Below are 23,973 nucleotides of genomic sequence, written 5' to 3'. Positions count from 1 at the left end.
GGCGACGGGGTTCCTGTTTGCCCATGGGCTGAGACCCGGCGCCGTGATTTGGGACTCTGCGACGATTGCCGCCATATCGCGGATCGATAGTTTGAGCCGCCTGTTGATGGGCCATCGTGCCCGAGCGATCGGGGGCGGGTATTGAACGACATTTCGGCTGTGAGGAAGTCTCGGCGCCTCTCCCGGCTTGCCGCTCTTCTGATGTTCTCCGCCCCTGGCACGATCGCGCTCGCCCAGGCCCCTGCCGGCGGCGTGCCGTGGGACAATTCGACCACCGCAGCGCAGCTTCAGGCCGCCATCGATCAGGCCCTGATCGAGAAGCGAATCCCGGGAGCCTCGGTCGCGATCCGGCAGGGCGATATTCGCTGGACGTCGAATTCCGGCCTCGCGGATGTCGCCAACGGCATTGCACCCACCGCAGACACCTATTTCGGCTATCGCAGCATCACCAAGTCGTTCGTGACCACGGTCATCATGCAACTGGCCGAAGAGGGGCGCATCGGACTGGATGATCCGGTCAGCGACTATGTGGACGGCGTGCCCGGCGGCGACGTGATGACGATCCGCCAGCTCGCACAGATGCGATCCGGCCTGTTCAACTATACCGAGTCAGCCGCTTTCGCCGCGCAGTTCGGCCTCGATCCGAGCAAGGCGTGGACCGCGCGTGAGCTGCTCGCCTTCGCCTTCGCCGAGCCGCTGCAGTTCACGCCCGGCGCCTCCTATGAGTATTCCAACAGCAACACGATCCTGCTCGGCGAGGTCATCACGGCCGCGACCGGAAATGACTGGTCGGACGAGGTAAGTCGCCGCCTGACAGGCCCGCTCGGCCTGAGTTCGGTGATCAACCAGGGCGCCGGCTCGATGCCGACACCGAACGCGGTCGGCTACATCGACGTCAACGACGGCACCGGTCCGGAATCGCTCGCCGCCTTCAACGCCACCGGCGCGGGCGCCTCGGGGGCGCTGGTGGGTGTCATCGCCGACGCCGAGCGCTGGGGAAAGGCGGTCGGCAGCGGCGAACTGCTGAGCAAGCGCGACTTCGTCGAACGGTTGAAGTCGTTCGGCTCCACAAAGTCCGATCCGCAAAGCCCGGAATATGACAGCTACGGCTTCGGCATGGGCGAGATCTCCGGGTTCATCGGCCACACCGGCAACGGCCTCGGGTTCGAGGCGCTGGTCATGTATGACCGGGCGAACGACCGTACGATCACCATCCTCATCAATTCCAGCAATCCTGACGATCCCGACGCACCGGCGCATCTGTTCAAGGAGTTGCTGGCCATCCTCGGCTGGACCCCGGCCGGCCAGATCCAGGTGGCGGCGGATGGCACGAACGCGGTGGTGGGAGCGGGCACGATCTGGACCGGACTCGTCAGCGGACCGTTCGGCGCGCGCGCCGCCGTCTATGCCGCCAATGGCGGATCGGCCGTCGCGGATGGCCGGGTCACGCTCGCGCCGCTGCAGGACTATGTGCCGGCGATCTTCGTGGGCGGCGGCGGGCGCGTCGAGCTGGGGTTGGGGGGTGACATCACCGCGTCCCCCGGCGGGGACGGCGCGTTCCTGCGCGCCGAGACCGGCACGGCCTCGCTCGTCCTCTCCGACGTGAATATCCTGTTGAACGGCGACGAGGTCAGCGGCACCGGCATCGATGCGCGCGACAGCGCCGAAGCCGTGTTGACCCGTGTGACCCTCACCGGCAGCGCGCTCGCCGGCCTGCATGCCGGCGGTGAGACGCCGGCCGCGATCGGCGGCGCTGAGGTCGACATCAACCTCACCGGTGGAGACGGCGTGTGGGTCGAGCCGAACGGCACGGTCGCCCTCGTCGACAGCTCCATCCGTCTGAACGGCGCCGGCAGCGGCCTGCATATCACCGGCGGGAATGGGCCGGCGCAGCTGTTCGGCACGCGCCTCACGGTCGAGACGCAGGCGGCGGGCAGCCTCGGCATCCTCGCGCAGGGAGACAGCGCGACGGTCGCCCTCAACGATAGCTCGGTGACAACCTATGGCGCCGGGGCGCATGCGATCGTGGTTGGCGAAGGCGCGCGGGTCGATCTGAGTGGGACAAGTGTGATCGCCTATGGAGGGGCCGCAGCAGCGGTCGCCGCCGTCTCGATCGAGGGCGCTTCGGCCAGCCGCACCGCCAACCTTTCCATGAGCGAGGGCACGCTCGCCGCCGTCAGCGGCACGGCGGTGGTCGCGGCCGGCACCGACCTGCGGTTCACCGCATCGAACGCGCAGGTGATCGGCGCCGTCACCCGCTCCAACGATGCCAGCATCAGCCTCGCGCTCCAGAATGGCAGCACCTGGCTGGTTCCCGCCGCTGGAAGCGCCGTTAACTCTCAGGTAGATCAACTGGTGAACAGCGACAGCAAAATCGCGTTCGCGCCGCCGGTCGGCTCGTCGCCGACATTCTTCCAGAATCTTACCGTCGGAGACTATCAGGGCATCCACGGCACGCTCATGATGAACGCCGCCTTCGTGGGCGCAGGGACTGCCGATCGGCTTGTCATTGACGGCGGAACGGCCACAGGTCAAACCAGCATCATCGTCCAACCGCTCGGTACTGCGGCCCTGACCTCGGGCGATGGCATCGGCCTGATCCAGGCGATCAATGGCGGCCAGACCGATCCGGGCGCCTTCTCCCTCGGTCGTCGCGTCGCTGGCGGCGCCTACGAGTTCGGTCTCTATCGCGGCGGCGCGTCGGGGACCGATGACTGGTTCCTGCGATCGACGCAGGCCGGTGCCACCGGGCCCGGCGCATTGCCGAACCTGCGGCCGGAAGTCGCCGTCGATACCGCTCTGCCCGCCATCGCCTCGCACTACAGCATGGCGATGCTTGGCAGCCATGCCGAACGCGCGGCCGCACGGGCAACCCAGCCTGACGGTCACGCACGTGCCGGCTGGGCCCGCCTGTTCGGCAAGACGGGCAGCCAGGGCTCCAGCGGCGGCAATGCGGCGGCCCAGCTGAATCGCTTCCTGAGCAACGGCCCGAGCTATAGCATCGACCTTGCCGGCTTTCAGGCAGGCTACGATCTTCTGATCTCCAACCCAGGCGAAACGGTGCAGAATGTCATCGGCCTCTATGTCGGTGCCGGTGAGGCGCGCGGCAGCGTCGATGCGGTCTATGGCGGTCCGGCCGGCAAGGTGTCGATGAACGCCTACTCGCTCGGCGCCTACTGGACGCATTCGCAGGCCAGCGGCCTCTATATCGATACGGTGCTTCAGGGCACCTACTTCACCGAGGCCCGCGCGCGTTCGGTTCTTGGCGAGCAACTGAGCACGGACGGCTTCGGCCTGATCGCCGCGCTGGAGACGGGCTACCGGTTCGACCTCGGCGACGGCTGGGCGATAGAGCCGCAGGCGCAGCTCATTTATCAGCGCCTGTCCTTCGATGACGGCGCGGATAGCTTCGGCTTCATCGACTACGACGCGGCCAACGATGTTCTCGGCCGCATCGGCGCGCGTGTCAGCCATGCGTGGCGGCTGGAGAACGGCACCAGGCTGACAGGCTCTGCGCGGGCCAGCCTGTGGCACGCCTTCGGCGACGGCACGGAGGTCGCATTTGCCGACCTGTCCGGCACCAACGCGACGTCCTTCAATTCCGGCCTTGGCGGCACATGGGTCCAGCTCGGCCTCGACACCTCGATGACGATGTCCGAAACCGTGCGCCTGTTCGCATCAGGGGACTATGATCTGCGGGTAGATAGCGAGCAGGGACACGCTATCGGAGGGCGCATCGGCGTCAGCGTGAGCTGGTGAGAGGGGCCGCCTTCGCGGCGGTTCATTTTTAGACACGGCGGAGGAATGCCTGGATGAAGACACGTAGTGTAGTTGCGGTCGGGTCTGCACTGATGTTCGCCGCCGTGCCCGCGAGCGCCGAGGATCTTCCGCCGCCTCCGTACATCTCCGCCGTTGCCATTCCCGACGGTCGGATCGACGCGGCCGTCACGCAACTCGACGGCCTCGCCGACGCCCTGATGAAGAAGACCGGCATTCCGGGCATGGCGGTTGCTGTGGTGAAGGACGGCAAGACCGTCTACGCGAAGGGCTTCGGCATCCGCCAGGTGGGGGCGCCGGGCAAAGTGGACGCCGATACCGTGTTCCAGTTGGCCTCGCTGTCGAAGGCGGTCGCCGGCACTGTCGTCGCCCACGAGGTCGGCGCCCGCACGGTGAGCTGGGAAACCCCGGTCATCCAACATCTGCCCTGGTTCCGCTTGAAGGACCAATGGGTCAGCGAGCATGCCACCATCGCCGATCTGATGTCCCATCGTTCCGGCCTGCCGGACCATGGCGGCGACATTCTGGAGGATATCGGCTTTGACCGGCGCGCGGTGCTGGAGCGCCTGCGTCTTCTGCCGCTGGAGCCGTTCCGAATCTCCTATGCCTACACCAATTTCGGCTTTACCGCGGGTGCGGAAGCGGTGGCGGTGGCGGCCGGCAAGGACTGGGCAACGCTTTCCGAAGATGTGCTCTACACGCCGCTGGGCATGACCTCGACCAGTTCGCGCTTCGCCGATTTCGACAAGCGCGCCAACAAGGCCGTGAACCATGTCCGGGTGAACGGCAGCTTCGTTCACAAATATCAGCGCGAGCCCGACGCGCAATCGCCGGCCGGCGGCGTCAGCTCGTCGGTAAACGACATGGCCCGCTGGATGGCCATGGTGCTGCAGGATGGCACCTATGACGGCAAGCCGGTCATCGACCCCGACGCGTTGCTGCCGGCTGTCTCGGCGGAGATGATCTCCAGCCCTTCGCCGGCCGTCGCCGCCCGGCCCGGCTTTTATGGCTATGGCTTCAATGTGAGCATTAACCCCGCAGGTCGGGTCCAGCTCTCCCATTCCGGCGCCTTCTCAAGTGGCGCCGCGACGGCGTTCACGATGCTGCCGTCGGCAGGCGTGGGCATCATGGTACTCACCAATGCGTGGCCCCTCGGGGTACCGGAGGCGCTGGCCGCGGAATTCACCGATCTGGTGCAGTTCGGCACCATCGAGCGGGATTGGCTGGCGGCTTACGGCCCCAGACTGATCGCGGTGAACCGGCCACTGGGTAGCCTCGTTGGGAAGGAACGGCCGAGCAACCCGGCACCGGCCGCCAGGCTTTCGGATTATGTCGGCACCTACCACAGCGATTATTACGGCAACCTCGACATCGTTCGGAGCGGAGAGGGGCTGGCGGTAAGGCTCGGTCCGGCAGCGAAGCAATATGCGCTGGCGCATTGGGATGGCGACGCCTTCACGTTTGAGCCGTCCAGCGAGAATGCGACCGACGGCTCGATCTCCCTCGCCACCTTCAGCAAGCAAGGCACAGGTATTGGTGCCATTACCATCGAATATCTCGATGAGAACGGACTGGGCACGTTCGCTCGGAAGTGAGGCCCGGCTCCAGGTCGCGTCAACCGGCAGCACTCTCGTCGTGTCGGCCATTCTTCAGCCTGTGCCCATGAACACCATGGCGGACACCGATGACGAACAACGTCTCGCGGGAGGTGGAGGCCCGGGTCGAGCCCGGGCATGAGGGAGGGCGTTCAGCCCACCGCCCCCTCGACGATCCCCTCCAGCGCCGCCTCCCCCATCGGGAAGCCGGCCTCGATCCACGCTTCCTCGGCGCGCGTGAGCGCGGCGCCCAGCGCGGGCCCGGGCGCCATGCCGCGGGCGAGGAAATCCCCGGCCTTGAGCGGAAAGGTCGGGATCGGCCAGTCGGCCGCCAGCGCCGCCAGCGCGCGCCAGCCTTCATCCTCCAGCGGCGCGCCGGCACGGGCGAAGGCGATCAGCGCGCGGTCCTGGAACGCTTCGCGGCCCATGCGGTAGAGGAACGCCTTCTGCCCCTTCTCGCACATGCCCGGCGTCGGCGCCGGGCCGGCGAGCGCCTCCAGCCGCGCCGCTTCGGCATTTGACAGCCGCAGGTCTTCGCGCAGCGCCCGCGCATCCGCCTCGTCCCGCACCGCGAGCGCGCCGAGCCGGCGCACCGCGTCGGGCGCCAGCCCCAGCACGGCCTCCACCTCGGCGAGGCGCGCCAGGACGGTGACCGCCCCCTCCCGCCCGAGCACCGGCGCCAGCAGGCCGGCCGCCTGCATCTGCGCCAGCGTCCCGGCGGCGCGCGGGGCGACGATGAGCTTCATCAGCTCCGCCCGCACCCGCTCGCGCGAGAGCCGCGCCAGACCCTCGCGGTTGCGGATCGCCGCTTCCAGCGCGGGCAGGTCGAGCGGTCCCCGGCCGAAGGCGGCATGGAAGCGGAACAGCCGCAATATGCGCAGGTAATCCTCGCGGATGCGGGTATCGGGATCGCCGATGAAGCGGACCCGGCCCGCCCGGGCGTCCGCCGCGCCGCCGACGAGGTCGACCAGTTCGCCTGATCGGGTGAGGTAGAGCGCGTTCATGGTGAAGTCGCGCCGCCCGGCATCATGGGCCCAGTCGCGGCCGAACACGACGCGGGCGCGGCGCCCGTCGGTCTCCACATCCTCGCGCAGCGTCGTCACCTCATAGGGCTCGCCCTCGGCGATCACCGTCACCGTGCCGTGCTCGATGCCGGTCGGCACCGGCTTCAGCCCCGCCGCCCTGGCCCGGCGCGTCACCTCGTCGGGCCGGGCGGTGGTGGCGATGTCGATGTCCGAGCGCAGGCCGCGCCCGATCAGCCAGTCGCGCACCGCCCCGCCGACGATGCGCGCTTCCTCGCCCTCGCCGTCGAGCGCGGCGAGCACGCGGGCGAGGCTTGGGCGCCCTTCCACCAGCGGGTTCATTCGATATGGCCCGGCACCAGCACGCCGTCTTCCCAGGTCGGCGGCACATAGCGGCCGGTGGTCGGGCCGCGGCTGGAAGCCTCCAGGAAATACAGGCTCAGCGCCACCAGCAGCACCGCGACCACCGAGCAGCCGATCATCGCCCGCAGCGACCAGCCGGCGAACACGGAATCCACCTTGCGCCCATAGCGCAGATAGACCGCGAAGGCGGCGAACGGCACCAGGAACAGGGCGATCTCGGCGAGCAGGCGGGCCATCAGGCGTAGATCCTCTCATAGAGGCTGCGCAATATGCCGGCGGTGATGCCCCAGATGCGCCGCTTCTCGTAGGTCATGGCGTGGAAGGTGCGCATCATGCCGAGCCATTCGCGGCTTTCACGCTGGTGGTTGCCCGGGCTCATCAGGAAGTCGAGCGGCACCTCGAACGCCTCGTCCACCTCGCCCGGGTTGAGCGTCAGCCCGAATTCCGGCTGCACCAGCCCGACCACCGGCACGATACGGTAGCCGGTGCGCGAGAGATAGGCGTCGAGATAGCCCAGCGGCGCCACCAGCGCCGGGGCCAGCCCCACCTCTTCCTGCGCCTCGCGCAGCGCCGCGCCGAGCGGGCCGTCGTCCTCGGGGTCGATCTTGCCGCCGGGAAAGGCGATCTGCGCCGCATGGCTGGACAGGTGCGCCGAGCGCAGCGTCAGCAGCACGGTGGGCCGCGCGCGGGCGACGATCGGCACCAGCACCGCCGCGCCGCGCGCCGGCAGCGCCGCGACCAGGGCACGGATTTCCGGCGTCAGCTCGTGGTCGCCGCGCACCGGGTCTCCATCGAGGTCCGGGCTGGCGAGCAGGCGGGTGCGGGCCCTCATGAGAAAATCGTCGAGATCGAGCGGCGCGCCGGCGGCGGCTTCCATGCCGGGAATGGGCGAAACGTTCACAGACACTCCGTTCATCTCTCCTCTTCCACGGTCACGGCTTGCACGGTCCCGGCGGGCGCGAGGGCGAAGAACGCCCCGCCCGAAGCGACACCGAACACCGCCCGCCCGTCCACCACCCGCGCCTCGGCCCGCTCGGCGAGGTCGAGGAACGCGGCGCGGGTCAGCCGCGCCCACAGGCCGCGACGAACATACAGATAGGGTCTCGGCTCGCCATCCGCCCGTGTTTCGACGCGCAGCGGATGGTCGCGGTCGCAGCGGACGAGATCGTCGAGATTGGTGCGGAAGACCAGGCACGGCTCCCCCTCGCCGGGTTCCACCGCCATCTCGACGGCGAGGAACGGCGCGTCCTCCACCGTGATGCCGAGCTTCTCCGCCGGGGTCACCAGCACATGGCGCGCGCCCTCCCGCCTCAGCACCGAGGCGAACAGCCGCACCAGCGCCGGCCGCCGGATCGGCCGGCCCTCGTGATGCCAGACGCCCTCGCGGTCGATCACGATGTCGATTTCGCCACAATCGGGCGGATTCCAGCTCTCCACAGCCGGCAGGGCCCGCCCCTGTCCGATTCCCACCGAGCGCACCAATTCGTCAAATCGGCCGGAAGCTCCTGAGTTCATGGGTAAATCCCTGTCACACCAGTGCAATCGCGCAGTCGTGATCCCCCGCCCGATAGTCGACGCGGTTGCAAGATAGCGTAAGCTTGACCCTTCGAAAGCCCTTGCCGGCAGGCGGGTCCGCGAGAGGCGGCGCCGCATAGGTGCATTGCAATATTCGTGTTGCGGTGCACAATAGCCGGCAAGGCTGGGCATGGATGGTCTCGCAGCGGGCGCGCCCGCGACGGGATTTGGGATTGCAGGAGAACGGCATGACGTCCGCCACCGGCGAGAATTTCGAATCCCTCGACGACATGATCATCCGCTCGGCGGAATCCACCGCCGCCAATGTGCGCGCCGCCCGCGCCGGCATCGGCGCGGTGATCTTCGGCCAGGAAATGGTGGTCGAGCGCACGCTCATCACCCTGCTCTCCGGCGGCCACGGCCTGCTGGTCGGCGTGCCGGGCCTTGCCAAGACCAAGCTGGTGGAGACGCTCGGCACCGTGCTCGGCCTCGACGCCCGGCGCGTGCAGTTCACCCCCGACCTCATGCCCTCCGACATTCTCGGCGCCGAGGTGCTGGAGGAAAGCGCCGGCGGGCGGCGCTCGTTCCGCTTCATCCCCGGCCCGGTCTTCGCCCAACTGCTGATGGCGGACGAGATCAACCGTGCCTCGCCGCGCACCCAGTCGGCGCTGCTGCAGTCGATGCAGGAAGGCCATGTGACGGTGGCCGGCGTGCGCCACGACCTGCCCAAGCCGTTCCACGTGCTGGCGACGCAGAACCCGCTGGAGCAGGAGGGCACCTATCCGCTGCCCGAGGCCCAGCTCGACCGCTTCCTGATGGAGATCGACGTCGACTATCCCGACCGCGATTCGGAGCGCAAGATCCTGTTCGACACCACCAGCGCCGAGGAGACCAAGCCGCGCGCGGTGATGACGGCCGACGAACTCGCCGCCGCGCAGCGGCTGGTGCGCCGCCTGCCCGTGGGCGAATCGGTGGTCGAGGCCATCCTCACTCTGGTCCGCTCGGCCCGTCCCGGCTCGGACGCTGGCGACCTCTCGAAGTTCATTTCCTGGGGCCCCGGCCCGCGCGCCTCGCAGTCGCTGATGCTGGCGGTGCGCGCCCGGGCGCTGCTGGACGGGCGCTACGCCCCCTCGATCGACGATGTGGTGGCGCTGGCCGAGCCGGTTCTCAAGCACCGCATGGCGCTCACCTTCGCCGCCCGCGCCGATGGCGAGACGGTGCCGGGCGTGATCGCCAAGCTGGCGAAGCGGATCGGCTGACGCCTTCATTTCAGCCGGCTGGCTGACGGATTGCATTGCCCGCGGCGACAGCCGCGAAACCAGGTGACGGCGACAGCCGCGAACCAGAGTGACGAGGACCTGATCGGGTGGAGTTCGACGCCGACACAGCCGTGAGAAGCGCCGCGCAGGACGCTGCGGGCCTCGTTGCCGCGATGCCCCGGCTGGTGCTGGAGGCGCGGCGCATCGCGGCCAGCGTCTATCACGGCCTGCACGGGCGCCGCCGCGCCGGCACCGGCGAGAATTTCTGGCAGTACCGCCGCTTCAACGATGGCGAGCCCTCGAACCGGGTCGACTGGCGCCGCTCCGCCCGCGACGACCATCTGTATGTGCGCGAGCGCGAATGGGAGGCCGCCCACACCGTGTGGATCTGGCCGGACCTCTCGGCCTCCATGGTGTTCGCCTCGCCTTTGGTGTGGGAGACCAAGCGCGACCGCGCCTTGGTTCTGGCCTTCGCCCTTGCCGAATTGCTGGTGCGCGGCGGCGAGCGGGTCGGCATTCCCGGCGTCATGCCCCCCTCGGCCTCGCGCCGCATCGTCGAGAAGATGGCGGAATCGCTGGTTCACGCCCCCAGCCTGCCGCAGAGCCTGCCGCCGCCCTTCTCCCCCTCGCCGCTGGCCGAGGTGGTGCTGCTCGGCGACCTGTGGAGCCCGACGCGGGAGGTGGTGGCGAGCCTCGCCGGCGTTTCCGCCTCCGGCGCGCATGGCCATGTGGTGCAGGTCTGCGATCCCGCCGAGGAGACCTTCCCCTATTCCGGCCGGGTCGAGTTCCGCGAGCCGGAGAGCGGCGCCACGCTGACCATCGGCCGGGCCGAGACGGTGCGCGCCGACTATGTCGGCCGCGTCGCCGCCCATCGCGACGCCATCCGCCGCGAGGCCGAGCGCCGCACCTGGAGCTTCCTGGTCCACCGCACCGACCGCCCGGCGAGCGAATTGCTGCTGGCGCTGCATGCCCGCATGAGCGGCGGCCACGGCGCCGTGCCGCCGCGCGAAGGCACCGGAGCGGATGCCCTCGCCGCCGACCCGACGGGGCATGCCGCATGACCGGTCTGTTCGGGCTGCCCCTCGCCTTCGCCACGCCGCTGCTGCTGACCGCGCTCGCCGCGCTGCCGCTGCTGTGGTTCCTGCTGCGCCTCGTGCCGCCGCGCCCGCGCCGGATCGCCTTCGCGCCGATGCGCCTGCTGCTCGACATTCCGCCGAAGGAGGAGACCCCGGCCCGCACGCCGTGGTGGCTCACCGTGCTGCGGCTGCTGCTCGCAGCCCTCATCATCATCGCCGCCGCCGGGCCGATCTGGAATCCGCCCGTGGCCGGCCCGGCCTCTTCCGGCCCGGTGGTGCTGCTGATCGATTCCGGCTGGCCGGCCGCCGCCGGCTGGGCCGCCCGGCAGGCCAGCGCCGAGGGCGTGGTGGCCGATGCCGACCTCGACGGGCGCGGCGTGGTGCTCATTCCCACCGGCGAGCCGCCGCTGGAGCCGCGCGTGATGGCGCCGAACGAGGCCCGCGAGCGGCTACGCACGCTCAGCCCGGTGCCGTTCGTGCCGGACCGCGCGCAGGCCCTCGCCAGCCTCGCCAGGGCGCTCGCCGCCGCCCCGCAGGCCAGCGTGATCTATCTTTCCGACGGCGTCGCCCTCGACAGCGCCGGCACCGCCCCGGCCGACCTGCGCGCCGTCGTCGGCCAGCACCCGCTCACCACGCTGGCGGATGGGGTGGCCGAGCCGCTGGCGCTGGCGGGCGCCGACAACGCGGTCGACGCGCTCACCGTGAAGGTGGTGCGGGCCGACCGCGCCACCATGCCCCGCACGGGCACGGTGCGCGCCTTCGACATGCGCGGACTCGCCCTCGGCGAGGCGCGTTTCGGCTTCGAGCCCGGCGCCACCGAGACCGAGGCGCGCTTCGACCTGCCGGTGGAGATCCGCAACGAGGTGGCCCGGCTCGACATTGGCGACGAACCTTCCGCCGGCGCGGTGCAACTGCTCGACAAGCGCTGGCGCCGCCGCGCCGTCGGCGTGGTCTCCGGCGTCGGCGCCGACCAGCGCCAGCCGCTGCTCGCCCCCTCCTATTACCTGACGCGGGCGCTCGCCCCCTTCGCCGACATCCGCGCCGCCGAGGGCGCCTCCACCTCCGAAGCGGTGGACCGCTTCATCGACGCCAGGCTGCCGGTCATCATCCTGTCCGATGTCGGCACGCTGCAGCCGGAGACGCAGGCCCGCCTCACCCGCTGGGTCGAGGGTGGCGGCGTGCTGGTGCGTTTCGCCGGCCCGCGCCTCGCCAATGGCTCGGACGACCTCGTGCCGGTGACGCTGCGGCGCGGCGGGCGCGTGCTCGGCGGCTCGCTCTCCTGGGAGCAGCCGCAATCGCTCGGCGGCTTCTCGGCCGAGGGCCCGTTCCGCGACGTGCCGGTGCCGAACGACATCACCGTGCAACGCCAGGTGCTGGCGGAGCCGGACGGCCTGCTCGCCGCCCGCACCTGGGCGACGCTGTCGGACGGCACCCCGCTCGTCACCGGCGAGCGGCGCGGCGCCGGCACGCTGGTGCTGTTCCACGTCACCGCCGACACCTCGTGGTCGAACCTGCCGCTGTCGGGCGCCTTCGTCGAGATGCTGCGCCGCGTGGTGGCGCTCGGCGGCTCCGCCGCCAGCGAGGCGGCCGGGGAATCCGCTGCCGCCACCGCCGGCGCCCCGGTGCTGAATGGCGAGACCCTCGCCCCCACCCGGCTGCTCGACGGCTTCGGCGCCTTCCGCCCGAGCATGCCCACCGCCAAGGCGATCCCGGTCGGCTATCGCGGCCGCGCCAGCGCCGATCATCCGCCGGGCTTCTACGGCCCGCCGGACGGGATGGTGGCGGTCAACGCCCTGCTGCCGCGCGACCGGCTGGTGGCACTTGACCTCTCCGGCCTCGGCCGGCTGGAGCCCTACCGCGACATCACCCCGCGCGATCTGCGCGCGCCGCTGCTCGTGGCCCTGCTGGCGCTGATTCTGGTCGATGCGATGATCGTGTTCCTGCTCGCCGGCGGCTTTTCCCGCCTCACCGCCCGCCGCGCCGCGAAGGGCGCCGCCGGCGGGGCCGCCGTGATGCTGCTGGCGTTCGGCCTCGCCGCCGGCCTGCCGGGAGCGCCGGCGCAGGCGCAGACCGCCCAGATGCCGACCACGCCGGCGCCTCCCGTTGCGGCGACGCCCGCGCCCGAAAAGCCGATGACGCCGGGCGAGATCGACTTCGCGGTGCGGGCCACAAGTTCGACCCGCCTCGCCTATGTCATCACCGGCGATGCCGACACCGACGCGGTGAGCCGCGCCGGGCTGAAGGGGCTGACCGATTTTCTCGGCGAGCGCACGGCGCTGGAGGCGGGCGAGCCGATGGGCGTCGACGTCGCGCGCGACGAACTCTCCTTCTTCCCGCTGCTCTACTGGCCGATCGTCCCCGGCACCGCGCCCCCGAGCCCGGAGACGCTGGCCCGCATCGACGCCTTCATGAAGCAGGGCGGCACCGTGGTCTTCGACACGCGCGACGCCGAGACCACCCTGCCCGGCTCGAACGGCATCGGCTCGCCCGCCAACGACACGCTGCGCGCCATCCTGTCCGGCCTCGACATTCCGGAGCTGGAGCCGGTGCCGCGCGACCATGTGCTGACCAAGGCGTTCTACCTGCTGCGCGATTTTCCCGGCCGCTTCACCGGGGGCACCACCTGGGTGGAGGCGCTGCCGGCGGCCGACGCGGCCGAGGAGCGCCCGGCCCGCGCCGGCGACGGCGTCTCGCCGGTGGTCATCACCTCCAACGACCTCGCCGGCGCCTGGGCGGTCGACGAGTTCGGCCAGCCGCTGCTGCCGGTTTCCGATGGCGGCCCGCGCCAGCGCGAACTCGCCTTCCGCGCCGGCGCCAACCTGGTGATGTATGTGCTCACCGGCAACTACAAGGCCGACCAGGTGCATGTGCCGGCGCTGCTGGAAAGGCTGGGGCAGTGAGTTTCGCTTGGGTCGCCCATCACACCTCCCTCTCCCCGTCGGGGAGAGGTGGCCCGCGCAGCGGGTCGGTGAGGGGCGACGACGCTGCCGGCTGGCGTAGACCCCTCACCCCACCCCTCTTCCCCGAGGGGCGAGGGGGTAACGCGCGCGCCGACGGACACCTCGACGGACACCTCGCATGAATCTCGGCCTCGCCTTCGACCCGCTGATCCCCCTGCCCTGGCTGATCGCCGCCGCCGTGCTGGCCGGCGCGGTGGCGCTGCTGGTGGTGGTCTCGCGCACCCGCGGCTCGCTGCTGCGCGCGCTCGCCATCGCGCTCGCCGTGCTGGCCATCGCCAACCCCTCGCTGACCCGCGAGGAGCGCGAGCCGCTCTCCACCGTGGTCGCCGTCGTCGTCGACCAGAGCGCCAGCCAGGATTTTGGCGACCGCACGCAGATGACGCAGGCCGCGCGCGCCGAACTCGACACCCGCCTCGCCCGGCTGAGGGAGCAGGGCGCCGAGATCCGCTTCATCGACGCCGGCGGCGGCGCCGGCGAGGTGGACGGCACCCGGCTGTTCACCGCGCTTTCCGCCGGCCTCGCCGACGTGCCGCCCGAGCGCGTGGCCGGCGCCATCTTCCTCACCGACGGACGGGTGCACGACATCCCCGCCACCATCGCCGCGCTCGGCTTCCGCGCGCCGGTGCACGCCATCATCTCCGGCAAGGAGGGCGAGCGCGACCGCCGCGTGGCGCTCACCTCCACCCCGCGCTTCGGCATTGTCGGGCAGAACCAGACCATCGGCTACCGGGTCGAGGACGAGGGCGCCCCGGCCGGGGCGCGCGTCGCCGTCACCGTGCGCCGCGACGGCGAGGTGGTGGCGCGCCCCGTCGTCACCGCCGGCCAGCCGGCGCAGGTCGATGTCGAGATCACCCATGCCGGGGCCAACATCGTCGAGATCGAGGCCGCCGCGCTGGAGGGCGAACTCACCCCGGTGAACAACCGCGCCGCCGTCTCCATCGACGGGGTGCGCGACAAGCTGCGCGTGCTGCTGGTCTCGGGCGAGCCGCATGTGGGCGAGCGCACCTGGCGCAACCTGTTGAAATCCGACGCCAATGTCGACCTCGTCCACTTCACCATCCTGCGCCCGCCGGAGAAGCAGGACGGCACCCCGATCAACGAATTGTCGCTGATCGCCTTCCCGACGCGCGAGCTGTTCCAGCAGAAGATCAAGGATTTCGACCTGATCATCTTCGACCGCTACGCCCAGCAGGGCGTGCTGCCGATGATCTATTTCGACAATATCGTGCGCTATGTGGAGGAAGGCGGCGCGCTGCTGGTCGCCGCTGGCACCGACTACGTCTCCGACGGCTCGGTCTACTACACCCCGCTCGATTCCATCCTGCCGGCCGGCCCCACCGGCCAGATGACGGAGACGCCCTACCGCGCCCACCTGACGCAGGCCGGCCAGCGCCACCCCGTCACCCGCGCCCTGCCGGGCTCGCAGAGCGAGCCGCCGGCCTGGTCGCGCTTCTTCCGCCTGGTCGACACCGACGGCGCCCGCGGCACCAGCGTGATGGACGGGCCGAACGGCAAGCCCGTGGTGCTGCTCGACCGCGTCGGCGAGGGCCGCGTGGCGCTGCTGCTGTCCGATCATTTCTGGCTGTGGGCGCGCGGCTATGAGGGCGGCGGCCCGCATATCGACCTGCTGCGCCGGCTCTCGCATTGGCTGATGAAGGAGCCGGACCTCGAGGAGGAACGGCTCAAGATGGTCGCCCATGGCGGCGACATCGTGGTCGAGCGCCAGACCATGGGCGACACCGCCCCGCCGGTGACGGTCACCACCCCCACCGGCGTGACCCGGAGCGTGACGCTGGAATCGGCGGCGCCGGGCCTGTTCCGCGCCACCTTCCCGGCCGACCGGCTGGGCCTGTGGCGTGCCACCGACGGCACCCACACCGCGCTGGTCAATATCGGCCCGCTCAACCCGCGCGAATTCGCCGAGGTGACCTCCACGACCGAAACGCTGCGCCCGACCGTCGAGGCGACGGGGGGCGGGGTCTGGCGCATGGCCGACCTCGCCGGCTTTGTGCCGCGCGTGATCGCGGTGCGCTCGGGCGAGCGCTTCGCCGGCGAGGACTGGATGGGCCTCGCCATGCGCGACGTCTCGGTGGTGCGCGGGCTCGGCCTGTTCCCGCTGTTCGCCGGCCTGTCCGGCCTGCTCATCCTGCTCGCCGGCGTCGCCGCCGCCTGGGCGCGCGAGGGGCGGTGAGCGGTCTCCCGCCCTTGTGACTGGGCCGGGGCAGCGCGCGCTCTATTGTCAGGCGTCCCATCCTCCCTCATGGCCGGGCTTGACCCGGCCACCCAGACTTTGCCGCTGCAAAGCCTCGGGAGCCTGACCAGGAGATCCCACCGCGTGAACCTCGTCCGCCTGTGCCTGTCCGCCGCCCTCGTCGGCCTGAGCACGCTCGCCCTTGCCGACACCCACCCGACCTATGGCCCGCAACTGGAGGGCTTCGCCTATCCCTTCGAGCAGAAGCGCTTCGACTTCACCTCGCAGGGCAAGACGCTGAGCATGGCCTATATGGACGTCGCCCCGACCGGCGACGCCAATGGCCGCACCGTCGTGCTGCTGCACGGCAAGAATTTCTGCGGCGCCACCTGGGAAGCGACCATCAAGGTGCTGACCGAAGCCGGCTACCGGGTCGTCGCGCCGGACCAGATCGGTTTCTGCGCCTCGACCAAGCCGGAGGGCTACCAGTTCAGCCTCAACCAGCTCGCCGACAACACCCATCGCCTGCTCGCCTCGCTGGGCATCGACAAGGCGACGATCATGGGCCACTCGATGGGCGGCATGCTGGCGGCGCGCTACGCCCTCTCCTTCCCCGAGGCGAGCGAGAAGCTGGTGCTGGTCAACCCGATCGGGCTGGAGGACTGGAAGGCCAAGGGCGTGCCCTACGCCACCATCGACCAGCTCTACCAGGGCGAGCTGAAGACCAGCTTCGAGCGCATCAAGGCCTACCAGCTGAAGTTCTACTACAACGGCCAGTGGAAGCCGGAATATGACCGCTGGGTCGCCATGTCCGCCGGCCTCGCCGCCGGCCCGGGCAAGCAGATCGTTGCCTGGAACCAGGCGCAGACCTCGGACATGATCTTCACCCAGCCGGTGGTGTACGAATTCGGCAACATCCGCGTGCCGACGCTGCTGTTCATCGGCACCGACGACAAGACCGCCCCCGGCGCCAACCGCGCCTCGAAGGAAGTCGCGCAGTCGCTCGGCAATTATGCCGAGCTGGGCAAGCAGACTGCCAAGGCCATTCCCGGCGCCCGGCTGATCGAGTTCAAGGGGCTCGGCCACTCGCCGCAGGTCGAGGCGCCCGACGAATTCCACAAGGCGCTGCTCGGCGCGCTGTGAGGGTCTGGCCGGGGCGCCCGCCGCCGGCCATGCTCCCGCTCCCTTTCGAATCGGAGCGCGAGCATGGGCATTGTCTGCGGCTTCATCGCCGCCAGCCTCGACGGCTACATCGCCGACCGCAACGGCGGCCTGGACTGGCTCACCCCGTTCGACGACGTGGATTCCGGCTATGGGGCGTTCATCGCCACCATCGGCACCGTGGTGATGGGGCGCACGACCTTCGAGACGGTCGCCGCGATGCCGGGCGACTGGCTCTACGCCGGCACGCGCGTCCTCGTCGTCACCTCCCGTCCGCTCGCCGGCGCCCCGGCCGGCGTCGAGCCCTGGCATGACGGGGTGCCGGCGCTGATCGCCCATCTCGGGGAGAGCGCGGGCGAGGATGTCTGGGTGGTCGGCGGCGGCGGGCTGCAGGCCGCCTTCATCGCCGCCGGGGCCCTCGACCGGCTCGACCTGTTCGTCATCCCGGTGCTGCTCGGCGGCGGCGTGCCGCTGTTCCCGGCGGAGGCGACGCCGGCCCGCCGGCTGACGCTCGTCGAGACGGAAAGCTACGCCAACGGCATGGTGCGGCTGCGCTACGCACTTTCCTGAATCGGCGCGCGGGCGAAATCCTTGCGCACCGCGCCGCGCACCACGTCCATCGGCGTGGCGTCGAGCGGGCAGACCAGCACCCGGGCCGGGTCCACCGGCCCCGGCAGGCTCACCTGGCCGTGCGGCACGCGCTGGAAGCCCATGCTGCCGTAATAGGGCTCGTCGCCGACCAGCAGCACCAGCCGCGCCGCGCCCTCGCCTTCCAGCGCCGCCTTGGCCGCCACGAGGCTGCGCTCCACCAGCCGCCGGCCGATGCCGTGCGAGCGGAACGGCGGCTCGACGGTGAGCGGGCCGAGCAACAGCGCCGGCAGCTCGCCGATGACGATGGGCGTCAGCCGCACCGATCCGACCAGCATGGTGCCGATATAGGCGGTGAAGGACAGGTCGCGCCGGTGCGGGTTGTTCTCGCGCAGCCGGTAGGCGGTGCGGGCATAGCGGCCCGGGCCGAAGGTGCGCGCCACCAGCCGCTCGATGGCGGCGTCGTCGGCGGGGTTTTCAGGCAGCAGGGAAATGGAAAGCTCGGTCATCGGGATACTCGGCGCTCAGGGTCGGCAGCTTGCCGCGCCGAGCGGCCGTGTTTCACGGACGCCGGCGGACAAGGACGGTGCGGCAGGCGCGCGCAATCGCGCGGCGGGCTCGCTCGTCTCGTCGTCGCTGGGTCGGCATCCGCAACATCGGCTTTCCTCGATCGGAGGCGCCCGATAGCACAGCCGGCGCGCAAGGTCGAGCGTTGCCGGCGCACCGCCGCATGGATTAGCCTCGACGCCGCCATGAGCGCTGCCGACATCCGTCCCCTCGCCCCCGACCCGGCCACGATCGACGCCCTCGCCGCGCTGCTGGTGGAGACGGTGGCGGCCGGCGGCTCGGTCGGCTTCATGCACCCGCTGGCGGCGGGCAGGGCGCGCGATTTCGCCCGTGCCACGCTGGAGGCGGCGACGCGGGGCGAGCGCCTCGTGCTCGGCGCCTTCGTCGGCGGCGAACTCGCCAGCACGGTGACGCTCCAGCTCGCCCTGCCGGAGAACCAGCCGCACCGCGCCGAGATCGCCAAGATGATGACGCACCCCGCTTTTCGCGGCCGCAGCCTCGCCCGCGCGCTGCTCGAAGAGGCGGAGCGGCTGGCGCGGATGCGGGGGCGCACCCTGCTGGTGCTCGACACGGCGGAGGAGGACGGCGCCGCCGGGCTGTATGAGAAGCACGGCTTCATCCGCGCCGGCGCCCTCCCCGACTACGCGCTGAAGCCGCGGGGTGGGCTCACCGCGACGCTGCTCTACTTCAAGCGCCTCGGCACCGAAGGCGGCTGACGCGGCCGCCGGGGGCATCGGCGCAACACCGCCCTGCCGGTCGCGCAAGCGATGAAGGCTGGCTTATGCGCCGCACCGCCCTACTCTCAACGGTATAACAGGAGGCACCGATGGGACTGCTGGTCGACGGCCAATGGGTCGACAAATGGTACGATACCAAGAGCACCGGCGGGCGCTTCGTGCGCACCCAGACCCGGTTCCGCAACTGGATCACCGCCGACGGCGCGCCCGGCCCTTCCGGCGAGGGCGGCTTCCCCGCCGAGGCCGGGCGCTACCATCTCTATGTCTCGCTCGCCTGCCCCTGGGCGCACCGCACGCTGATCATGCGCGCGCTGAAGAAGCTGGAGGACGTGATCTCGGTCTCGGTGGTCGACCCGTTCATGGGCGAGGAAGGCTGGGTGTTCGCCGACCACGCCGCCCGCCGCAGCGCCGGCGCCACCGCCGATTCCGTGCTCGGCATGAAGCGGCTCTACGAGGTCTATCTTGCCGCCGACCCCGCCTATTCCGGCCGCGTCACTGTGCCGGTGCTGTGGGACCGCAGGCGTTCCACCATCGTCAGCAACGAGTCGGCGGAGATCATCCGCATGCTCAATTCCGCCTTCGACGCCTTCACCGGCGAGCACCACGACTATTATCCCCCCGCCCTGCGCGCGGAGATCGACGCGGTGAATGCGCGGGTCTACGATTCAGTGAACAACGGCGTCTACAAGGCCGGCTTCGCCACCACGCAGGACGCCTATGAGGAGGCGGTGGCCGCGCTGTTCGCCGAGCTGGACGCGCTGGAACAGCGGCTCGCCGGCCGCCAATGGCTGGTGGGCGGCACGCTGACCGAGGCCGACATCCGCCTGTTCACCACGCTGATCCGCTTCGACCCGGTCTATGTCGGCCACTTCAAGTGCAACATCCGCCGCATCGCCGACTACCCCAACCTGTCGCTGCTGACCAAGGCGCTCCACGCCCTGCCCGGGGTGGCCGAGACGGTGAACCTCACCCACATCAAGCGGCACTATTACGAGAGCCACAAGACCATCAACCCGACCGGCATCGTGCCGGTGGGACCGCAGGTGTGGTGGGGGTGAGCGATCAGCGTTTCTTCAGGAGCAGCAGGATCGCAAGCGCCTTCCGATCCTTTCGGTCTGCTGCTTTCAGAGCGCTTAGAGCGGCCGCGGCTTCGTTGGCGGCAGTCAGGGCATCCGCCCGGGTGACGCGATGTCTCGGATCGTAGTCGGCCTTGTGACGCGCTTCCTGCAACGTGACGAACACGTCGCCAACAAGGCACAATGCGGGAGGAAAGCCCAGATTTCTTAGCTGGCCGCAAGCGCTCTTGGCGCTGCCATGCTCAAGAGCACGATAGGTTTGCGTCCAAGCCTTGTCGGGGCGATCGGCGCTCGTACCGATCAGAAGATCCGCGTTGTTGCGCGCGACGGCATGGAATACGGCATAATAAGCTGTCGATATCGCTCTTTTCAGATCAGCTTGCCGTGGTTTCTTCGGACTAGCCTTGGCGAGACGCCGCGCTGTCGCAAGCAAATCCTCGCTCATCGAAAGCCGACGACTTTCGGTTCGCTGCGAAAATGATGCTGGATGTAAGGGAAGCGCTCCTCGCCCAACCTCCAGAGTTCGTCGCGCAGTTTCGAAACGAGACCCGACATTACACGTGTGTCTACCGGCTCCCCACGGTCGCCATAGGTAACCGTTATTCTGAGACTGGGATCGCCGTCATGGTCGGGCGCGACATCGACCGCGACATCTTCAACGTCGAAACGCCCCATCTCCTGTTTGATGAGGTCTCTTATAGCCTTCTGAACGGCGGCTTCGACGGTCTCTTTCATGGACGGAAAGATATCACATCGGCCCTTGCGAGAGAAACCTCACCCCGCCAGCGCCACGCTCTCCTCCGCCACCGCCATCTCCGCCTGCGTGCGCTTGCGGAAGCGCACCATGGTGTACATGCCGAGCGCCACGTCGCGCTTCACCGGCAGGTCCACCGTGCCGTTGCGCACCGCCCAGTTGTGCAGGCGGGCGAACTGGAATTCCGGGCGCCAGCCCAGCTTGCGGGCGCGGCGGGCGAACCAGCGCTCGAACACCGCGCGCGGCCCGTCCTCGGCGCCGAGATGGTTGACCAGGATGATCTCGCCGCCGGGCTTCAGCACCCGGGCCATCTCGTCCAGCGTCTCCTCCGGGTGCGGCACCACGGTGATGACGAACTGCGCCATGACGACGTCGAAGCAATTGTCGGCGAAGCCCATATGCGCGCCGTCCATCAGGCACAGGCCCTCGACATGGGAGAGCCCCTCCTTCTCCACCTTCTCGCGCGCCTTGCGCAGCATGGGTTCGGAGATGTCGACGCCGACGATGCGGTTGCTGCGCTTGTAGGCCGGCAGCGCGAAGCCGGTGCCGACGCCGAAATCGAGGATGCGCCCGCCGATCCGCTCCGCCGCCTGCAGCGCCGCCTTGCGGCCGGGCTCGAACACGGCGCCGAACACCACGTCATAGATCGGCGCCCAGCGGGCATAGGCCTCCTCGACGGTGGCGCGATCGAGATCGGTCGTCATGCGTTTCCCCTTGAACAGCCCCGGGCGCATGCCCGTGTCACCCTCAACGCTCGACTCACGCCGAACGTGCCATCATCTCCACGTCACGTGTCACTGCGGTGAACGGCGCCGCCGGGCGGCGGATCACCCCGCCACCGAGCATCCGCGTGCCGGCCTCGCCATCCTCGTAGAACACGCAGGCCTGCCCCGGCGCCACGCCTTCCTCGATGCCGTGCAGCCGCACCTCCACCCCGCCGCCTTCCGCCGGGGCGAGATGGCCGGGCACCGGCGCGCGCGCCGAGCGCACCTTCACATGAAGTTCACGGGCGCGGGCGGCGGCGGCCTCCAGCGTCTCCTCACCGAGCCAGTTCACTTCGTCGATGCGGATCGCCGACACGCCGAGCGCGGTGCGCGGGCCCACCACCACCCGCCGCTGCGCGGCGTTAATGGCCACCACATAGAGCGGCTCGGCGGCGGCGATGCCCAGCCCCTTGCGCTGGCCGATGGTGAAGCGCATCACCCCGGCATGCCGGCCCAGCACCCGCCCGTCGAGATGCACGATCTCGCCCGGCTCGGCCGCCTCCGGGCGCAGCTTCTCGACGATGGCGGTGTAATGGCCGTCGGGCACGAAGCAGATGTCCTGGCTGTCCGGCTTGTCCGCCACCTTCAGCCCGAAGCCCTCGGCCAGCGCCCGCACTTCCGGCTTGATGGTCTCGCCGAGCGGGAAGCGCAGCATATCGATCTGCGCCTGGGTGGTGGCGTAGAGGAAGTAGCTCTGGTCGCGGCTCTCGTCGAGCGGGCGGAACAGCCCGCGCCGCCCGCCCTCCAGCGGCCGGCTGGCGACATAGTGCCCGGTGGCGAGGATATCGGCGCCGAGGTCGCGCGCGGTCTCCAGCAAATCGCGGAACTTTACCGTGCGGTTGCAGTCGACGCAGGGGATCGGCGTCTCCCCCGCCGCATAGGCATCGGCGAAGCGCTCGATCACCGCGTGGCGGAAGCGGCTTTCATAGTCGAGCACGTAATGGGGAATGCCGAGCTTCTCGGCCACGGTGCGGGCGTCGTAGATGTCCTGCCCGGCGCAGCAGGCGCCGGGGCGGTGATGCATCGCCTCGCCATGGTCGTAGAGCTGCAGCGTCACGCCCACCACGTCGTAGCCCGCCTGCGCGTAGAGCGCGGCGACCACCGAGGAATCCACGCCGCCCGACATCGCCACCACCACGCGGGTCTGGCTGGGGGCACGGGAGGTGTCGTCGAGGCGGATCATGAGCGGGGCTGACGCAGGCTGACACGGGACAGGGAACGGCGCGGTGTGACCTCCTATATAGGCCACGATGGCGGATTCATGAACCCTGCCCGGCGGCGCCTGCGGCGGCGCGGTAACCTTATGCTCCCACGCCGTCGGCGCCGGCATTGCCGTCGCGGCATGAAAAGTAAACAAAGTCCTTCGCAAATATTAACGTAGCAGCAAACACTTGGCTCTCACCGATACGTGATTCGCTTAGGAGAATATTTAAATCTCTAGCGCTATGCTTCTGGCATTGGTCGTGTGTATTGAGTGAGCGTAAACATGACAGAACCCTATCGCCCGAGGGTGAAATATGTAATCGGGCCGGACGGAAGTCCGTTGACCATTGCCGACCTGCCCCCGCCAAACACCCGGCGGTGGGTTATCCGCCGCAAGGCGGAAGTGGTCGCCGCCGTCCGTGGCGGGCTCCTCAGCCTTGAGGAAGCCTGCAGCCGCTATACATTGACCACCGAGGAATTTCTTTCCTGGCAGGCGTCGATTGAACGCCACGGCCTCGCCGGCCTGCGCACCACCCGCATCCAGCAATACCGGCAGTAATCCGCTCCCGCGCGGAAGGCGCCGTCCCCGGGGGTCTCGGCCTCAGGGGCGCCGCTGTCGTTGCACGCCGCTGTCGCCAGGGTACGGCGGCCGGCGCCTCACACGCCGAAGCGCGCCCGGGCGATGGAGAGGTCCATCCGCCGGGCGATTCTGCGCCCCGCCTCCAGGATGCGCGTCTCGACCGTCAGATGAATGATGACGGCGCCGATCGACGCCGCGACCAGAGCAGCCACCGCCACCAGCACGACGCCCGCGCTTCCGGAAACCGGCGTGAACCAGACGAACAGCTTGACCACGCCCTGCATGATGACCGGGTGGAAGAGATAGAGCGCGTAGCTTGCCGCGCCCAGCAGCAGCACGCCACGGCCCTTGAGCGCGTAGCCGGCATATTCGAGGCAGACCAGCCCGCCGACGATCATCAGGGCCGGCACGCCCCAGACGACCGCCCGGCTGACGAGGGGCACGCGGAAGCCGGCCAGTTCGACCGCAATCACGAAGCCGGCGGCGAGGACGACGACGGCAACGGCTACGCAGGCGGCTCGACCTCCCAGAACCACACCGCGGTCGCGCCACTCCATCACCACCAGCGCCAGCGCGGCGCCGAACAGGAATTCGACGATGATCGGATTGGTGAAGTAGGCGATTCCACGGGGAAGTTCCGGAAACAACGCCCCCGCCAGTATGAAAATCGAAAAGACCAGCGATACCGCGAAGAAGGAGCTGAAGCGCGATCTCATGAAGAACGTCATGGACCTGCATTCCCCAAGTGGCGTGTCGTTTGAGGTGAAGATCGCCTGTATCCGAGC

General features: G+C 69.7%; 21 protein-coding genes. 11 read left to right on the top strand and 10 right to left on the bottom strand.

What is annotated here, in order from left to right:
- Positions 1-141 precede the first annotated feature (141 nt).
- Together KHC23_RS08830 and KHC23_RS08825 are read left to right on the top strand one after the other, a co-directional pair.
- Positions 142-3,759, top strand: coding sequence for a serine hydrolase (locus KHC23_RS08830; protein ID WP_213371581.1), 3,618 nt, complete (start codon positions 142-144; stop codon positions 3,757-3,759).
- Positions 3,760-3,851: 92 nt separating this feature from the next.
- A complete protein-coding gene (locus KHC23_RS08825; RefSeq protein ID WP_246544482.1) occupies positions 3,852-5,372 on the top strand; it encodes a serine hydrolase in 1,521 nt (506 codons plus the stop codon).
- Between the two features lie 152 nt (positions 5,373-5,524).
- Here the strand turns inward: KHC23_RS08825 and KHC23_RS08820 are convergent, their stop codons facing one another.
- The 4 genes from KHC23_RS08820 to KHC23_RS08805 are packed head-to-tail and all read right to left on the bottom strand — an operon-like array spanning position 5,525 to position 8,272.
- Positions 5,525-6,736: a CCA tRNA nucleotidyltransferase gene (locus tag KHC23_RS08820; protein ID WP_213371577.1), complete on the bottom strand. Its 1,212-nt coding sequence runs from the start codon at positions 6,734-6,736 to the stop codon at positions 5,525-5,527.
- The gene (locus KHC23_RS08815; protein WP_213371575.1) at positions 6,733-6,993 is read right to left on the bottom strand and encodes a DUF6111 family protein; all 261 of its coding nucleotides are present in this window, start codon (positions 6,991-6,993) and stop codon (positions 6,733-6,735) included. The genes KHC23_RS08820 and KHC23_RS08815 overlap by 4 nt, the downstream gene beginning before the upstream one ends.
- The gene (locus tag KHC23_RS08810; RefSeq protein ID WP_213371573.1) at positions 6,993-7,673 is read right to left on the bottom strand and encodes a CoA pyrophosphatase; all 681 of its coding nucleotides are present in this window, start codon (positions 7,671-7,673) and stop codon (positions 6,993-6,995) included. Before KHC23_RS08810 ends, KHC23_RS08815 begins: the two co-directional genes overlap by 1 nt.
- The gene (locus tag KHC23_RS08805; protein WP_213371571.1) at positions 7,670-8,272 is read right to left on the bottom strand and encodes a DUF1285 domain-containing protein; all 603 of its coding nucleotides are present in this window, start codon (positions 8,270-8,272) and stop codon (positions 7,670-7,672) included. The genes KHC23_RS08810 and KHC23_RS08805 overlap by 4 nt, the downstream gene beginning before the upstream one ends.
- 248 nt (positions 8,273-8,520) lie before the next feature.
- Here KHC23_RS08805 and KHC23_RS08800 point away from each other — a divergent pair, with 248 nt between their 5' ends.
- The 6 genes from KHC23_RS08800 to KHC23_RS08775 all read left to right on the top strand — a co-directional run bounded on the left by KHC23_RS08800 (position 8,521) and on the right by KHC23_RS08775 (position 17,489).
- Positions 8,521-9,531: an AAA family ATPase gene (locus tag KHC23_RS08800; RefSeq protein WP_213371569.1), complete on the top strand. Its 1,011-nt coding sequence runs from the start codon at positions 8,521-8,523 to the stop codon at positions 9,529-9,531.
- A 107-nt stretch (positions 9,532-9,638) separates the two neighbouring features.
- Entirely contained in the window at positions 9,639-10,592 is a 954-nt protein-coding gene (locus tag KHC23_RS08795; protein WP_213371567.1) for a DUF58 domain-containing protein, read from the top strand.
- Positions 10,589-13,507 carry a DUF4159 domain-containing protein gene (locus tag KHC23_RS08790; RefSeq protein ID WP_213371565.1) on the top strand — a complete coding sequence of 973 codons (2,919 nt, stop codon included), beginning with the start codon at positions 10,589-10,591 and terminating at the stop codon, positions 13,505-13,507. The genes KHC23_RS08795 and KHC23_RS08790 overlap by 4 nt, the downstream gene beginning before the upstream one ends.
- A gap of 178 nt (positions 13,508-13,685) precedes the next feature.
- Complete coding sequence (locus tag KHC23_RS08785) at positions 13,686-15,758, top strand: hypothetical protein (RefSeq protein WP_213371563.1); 2,073 nt, start codon at positions 13,686-13,688, stop codon at positions 15,756-15,758.
- A gap of 144 nt (positions 15,759-15,902) precedes the next feature.
- Positions 15,903-16,901 carry an alpha/beta fold hydrolase gene (locus tag KHC23_RS08780; RefSeq protein ID WP_271188601.1) on the top strand — a complete coding sequence of 333 codons (999 nt, stop codon included), beginning with the start codon at positions 15,903-15,905 and terminating at the stop codon, positions 16,899-16,901.
- 63 nt (positions 16,902-16,964) lie between these two features.
- The gene (locus KHC23_RS08775; RefSeq protein ID WP_213371558.1) at positions 16,965-17,489 is read left to right on the top strand and encodes a dihydrofolate reductase family protein; all 525 of its coding nucleotides are present in this window, start codon (positions 16,965-16,967) and stop codon (positions 17,487-17,489) included.
- On the opposite strand, the gene KHC23_RS08770 is transcribed toward KHC23_RS08775, so the two are convergent.
- Positions 17,474-18,016 carry a GNAT family N-acetyltransferase gene (locus KHC23_RS08770; protein WP_213371556.1) on the bottom strand — a complete coding sequence of 181 codons (543 nt, stop codon included), beginning with the start codon at positions 18,014-18,016 and terminating at the stop codon, positions 17,474-17,476. The genes KHC23_RS08775 and KHC23_RS08770 overlap by 16 nt on opposite strands.
- 243 nt (positions 18,017-18,259) lie before the next feature.
- On the opposite strand from KHC23_RS08770, the gene KHC23_RS08765 reads away from it, so the two are divergent.
- Together KHC23_RS08765 and KHC23_RS08760 are read left to right on the top strand one after the other, a co-directional pair.
- On the top strand, positions 18,260-18,790 hold the full coding sequence (locus KHC23_RS08765) for a GNAT family N-acetyltransferase (protein ID WP_213371554.1): 531 nt from the start codon (positions 18,260-18,262) through the stop codon (positions 18,788-18,790).
- A gap of 110 nt (positions 18,791-18,900) precedes the next feature.
- Positions 18,901-19,869 carry a glutathione S-transferase family protein gene (locus tag KHC23_RS08760; protein WP_213371552.1) on the top strand — a complete coding sequence of 323 codons (969 nt, stop codon included), beginning with the start codon at positions 18,901-18,903 and terminating at the stop codon, positions 19,867-19,869.
- A gap of 4 nt (positions 19,870-19,873) precedes the next feature.
- On the opposite strand, the gene KHC23_RS08755 is transcribed toward KHC23_RS08760, so the two are convergent.
- The 4 genes from KHC23_RS08755 to mnmA are packed head-to-tail and all read right to left on the bottom strand — an operon-like array spanning position 19,874 to position 22,588.
- Positions 19,874-20,332 carry a hypothetical protein gene (locus KHC23_RS08755; RefSeq protein ID WP_213371550.1) on the bottom strand — a complete coding sequence of 153 codons (459 nt, stop codon included), beginning with the start codon at positions 20,330-20,332 and terminating at the stop codon, positions 19,874-19,876.
- Positions 20,329-20,622 (bottom strand): hypothetical protein, encoded by a 294-nt coding sequence (locus tag KHC23_RS08750; protein WP_213371548.1) that lies wholly within the window; start codon positions 20,620-20,622, stop codon positions 20,329-20,331. The genes KHC23_RS08755 and KHC23_RS08750 overlap by 4 nt, the downstream gene beginning before the upstream one ends.
- A 39-nt stretch (positions 20,623-20,661) precedes the next feature.
- A complete protein-coding gene (locus tag KHC23_RS08745; protein WP_213371546.1) occupies positions 20,662-21,345 on the bottom strand; it encodes a class I SAM-dependent methyltransferase in 684 nt (227 codons plus the stop codon).
- A gap of 55 nt (positions 21,346-21,400) precedes the next feature.
- Positions 21,401-22,588 carry a tRNA 2-thiouridine(34) synthase MnmA gene (mnmA, locus tag KHC23_RS08740; RefSeq protein WP_213371544.1) on the bottom strand — a complete coding sequence of 396 codons (1,188 nt, stop codon included), beginning with the start codon at positions 22,586-22,588 and terminating at the stop codon, positions 21,401-21,403.
- A 303-nt stretch (positions 22,589-22,891) separates the two neighbouring features.
- Here mnmA and sciP point away from each other — a divergent pair, with 303 nt between their 5' ends.
- Positions 22,892-23,167: a CtrA inhibitor SciP gene (gene sciP, locus KHC23_RS08735; RefSeq protein WP_018963919.1), complete on the top strand. Its 276-nt coding sequence runs from the start codon at positions 22,892-22,894 to the stop codon at positions 23,165-23,167.
- A 98-nt stretch (positions 23,168-23,265) separates the two neighbouring features.
- Here the strand turns inward: sciP and KHC23_RS08730 are convergent, their stop codons facing one another.
- Positions 23,266-23,916 (bottom strand): acyltransferase family protein, encoded by a 651-nt coding sequence (locus tag KHC23_RS08730; RefSeq protein ID WP_246544480.1) that lies wholly within the window; start codon positions 23,914-23,916, stop codon positions 23,266-23,268.
- Positions 23,917-23,973 lie beyond the last annotated feature (57 nt).

The organism is Ancylobacter dichloromethanicus (genome assembly GCF_018390645.1).
GTDB classification, from domain to species: domain Bacteria; phylum Pseudomonadota; class Alphaproteobacteria; order Rhizobiales; family Xanthobacteraceae; genus Ancylobacter; species Ancylobacter dichloromethanicus.
The sequence above is the reverse complement of the archived record's forward strand: the minus strand, read 5'-3'. Positions and strand labels throughout refer to the sequence as shown.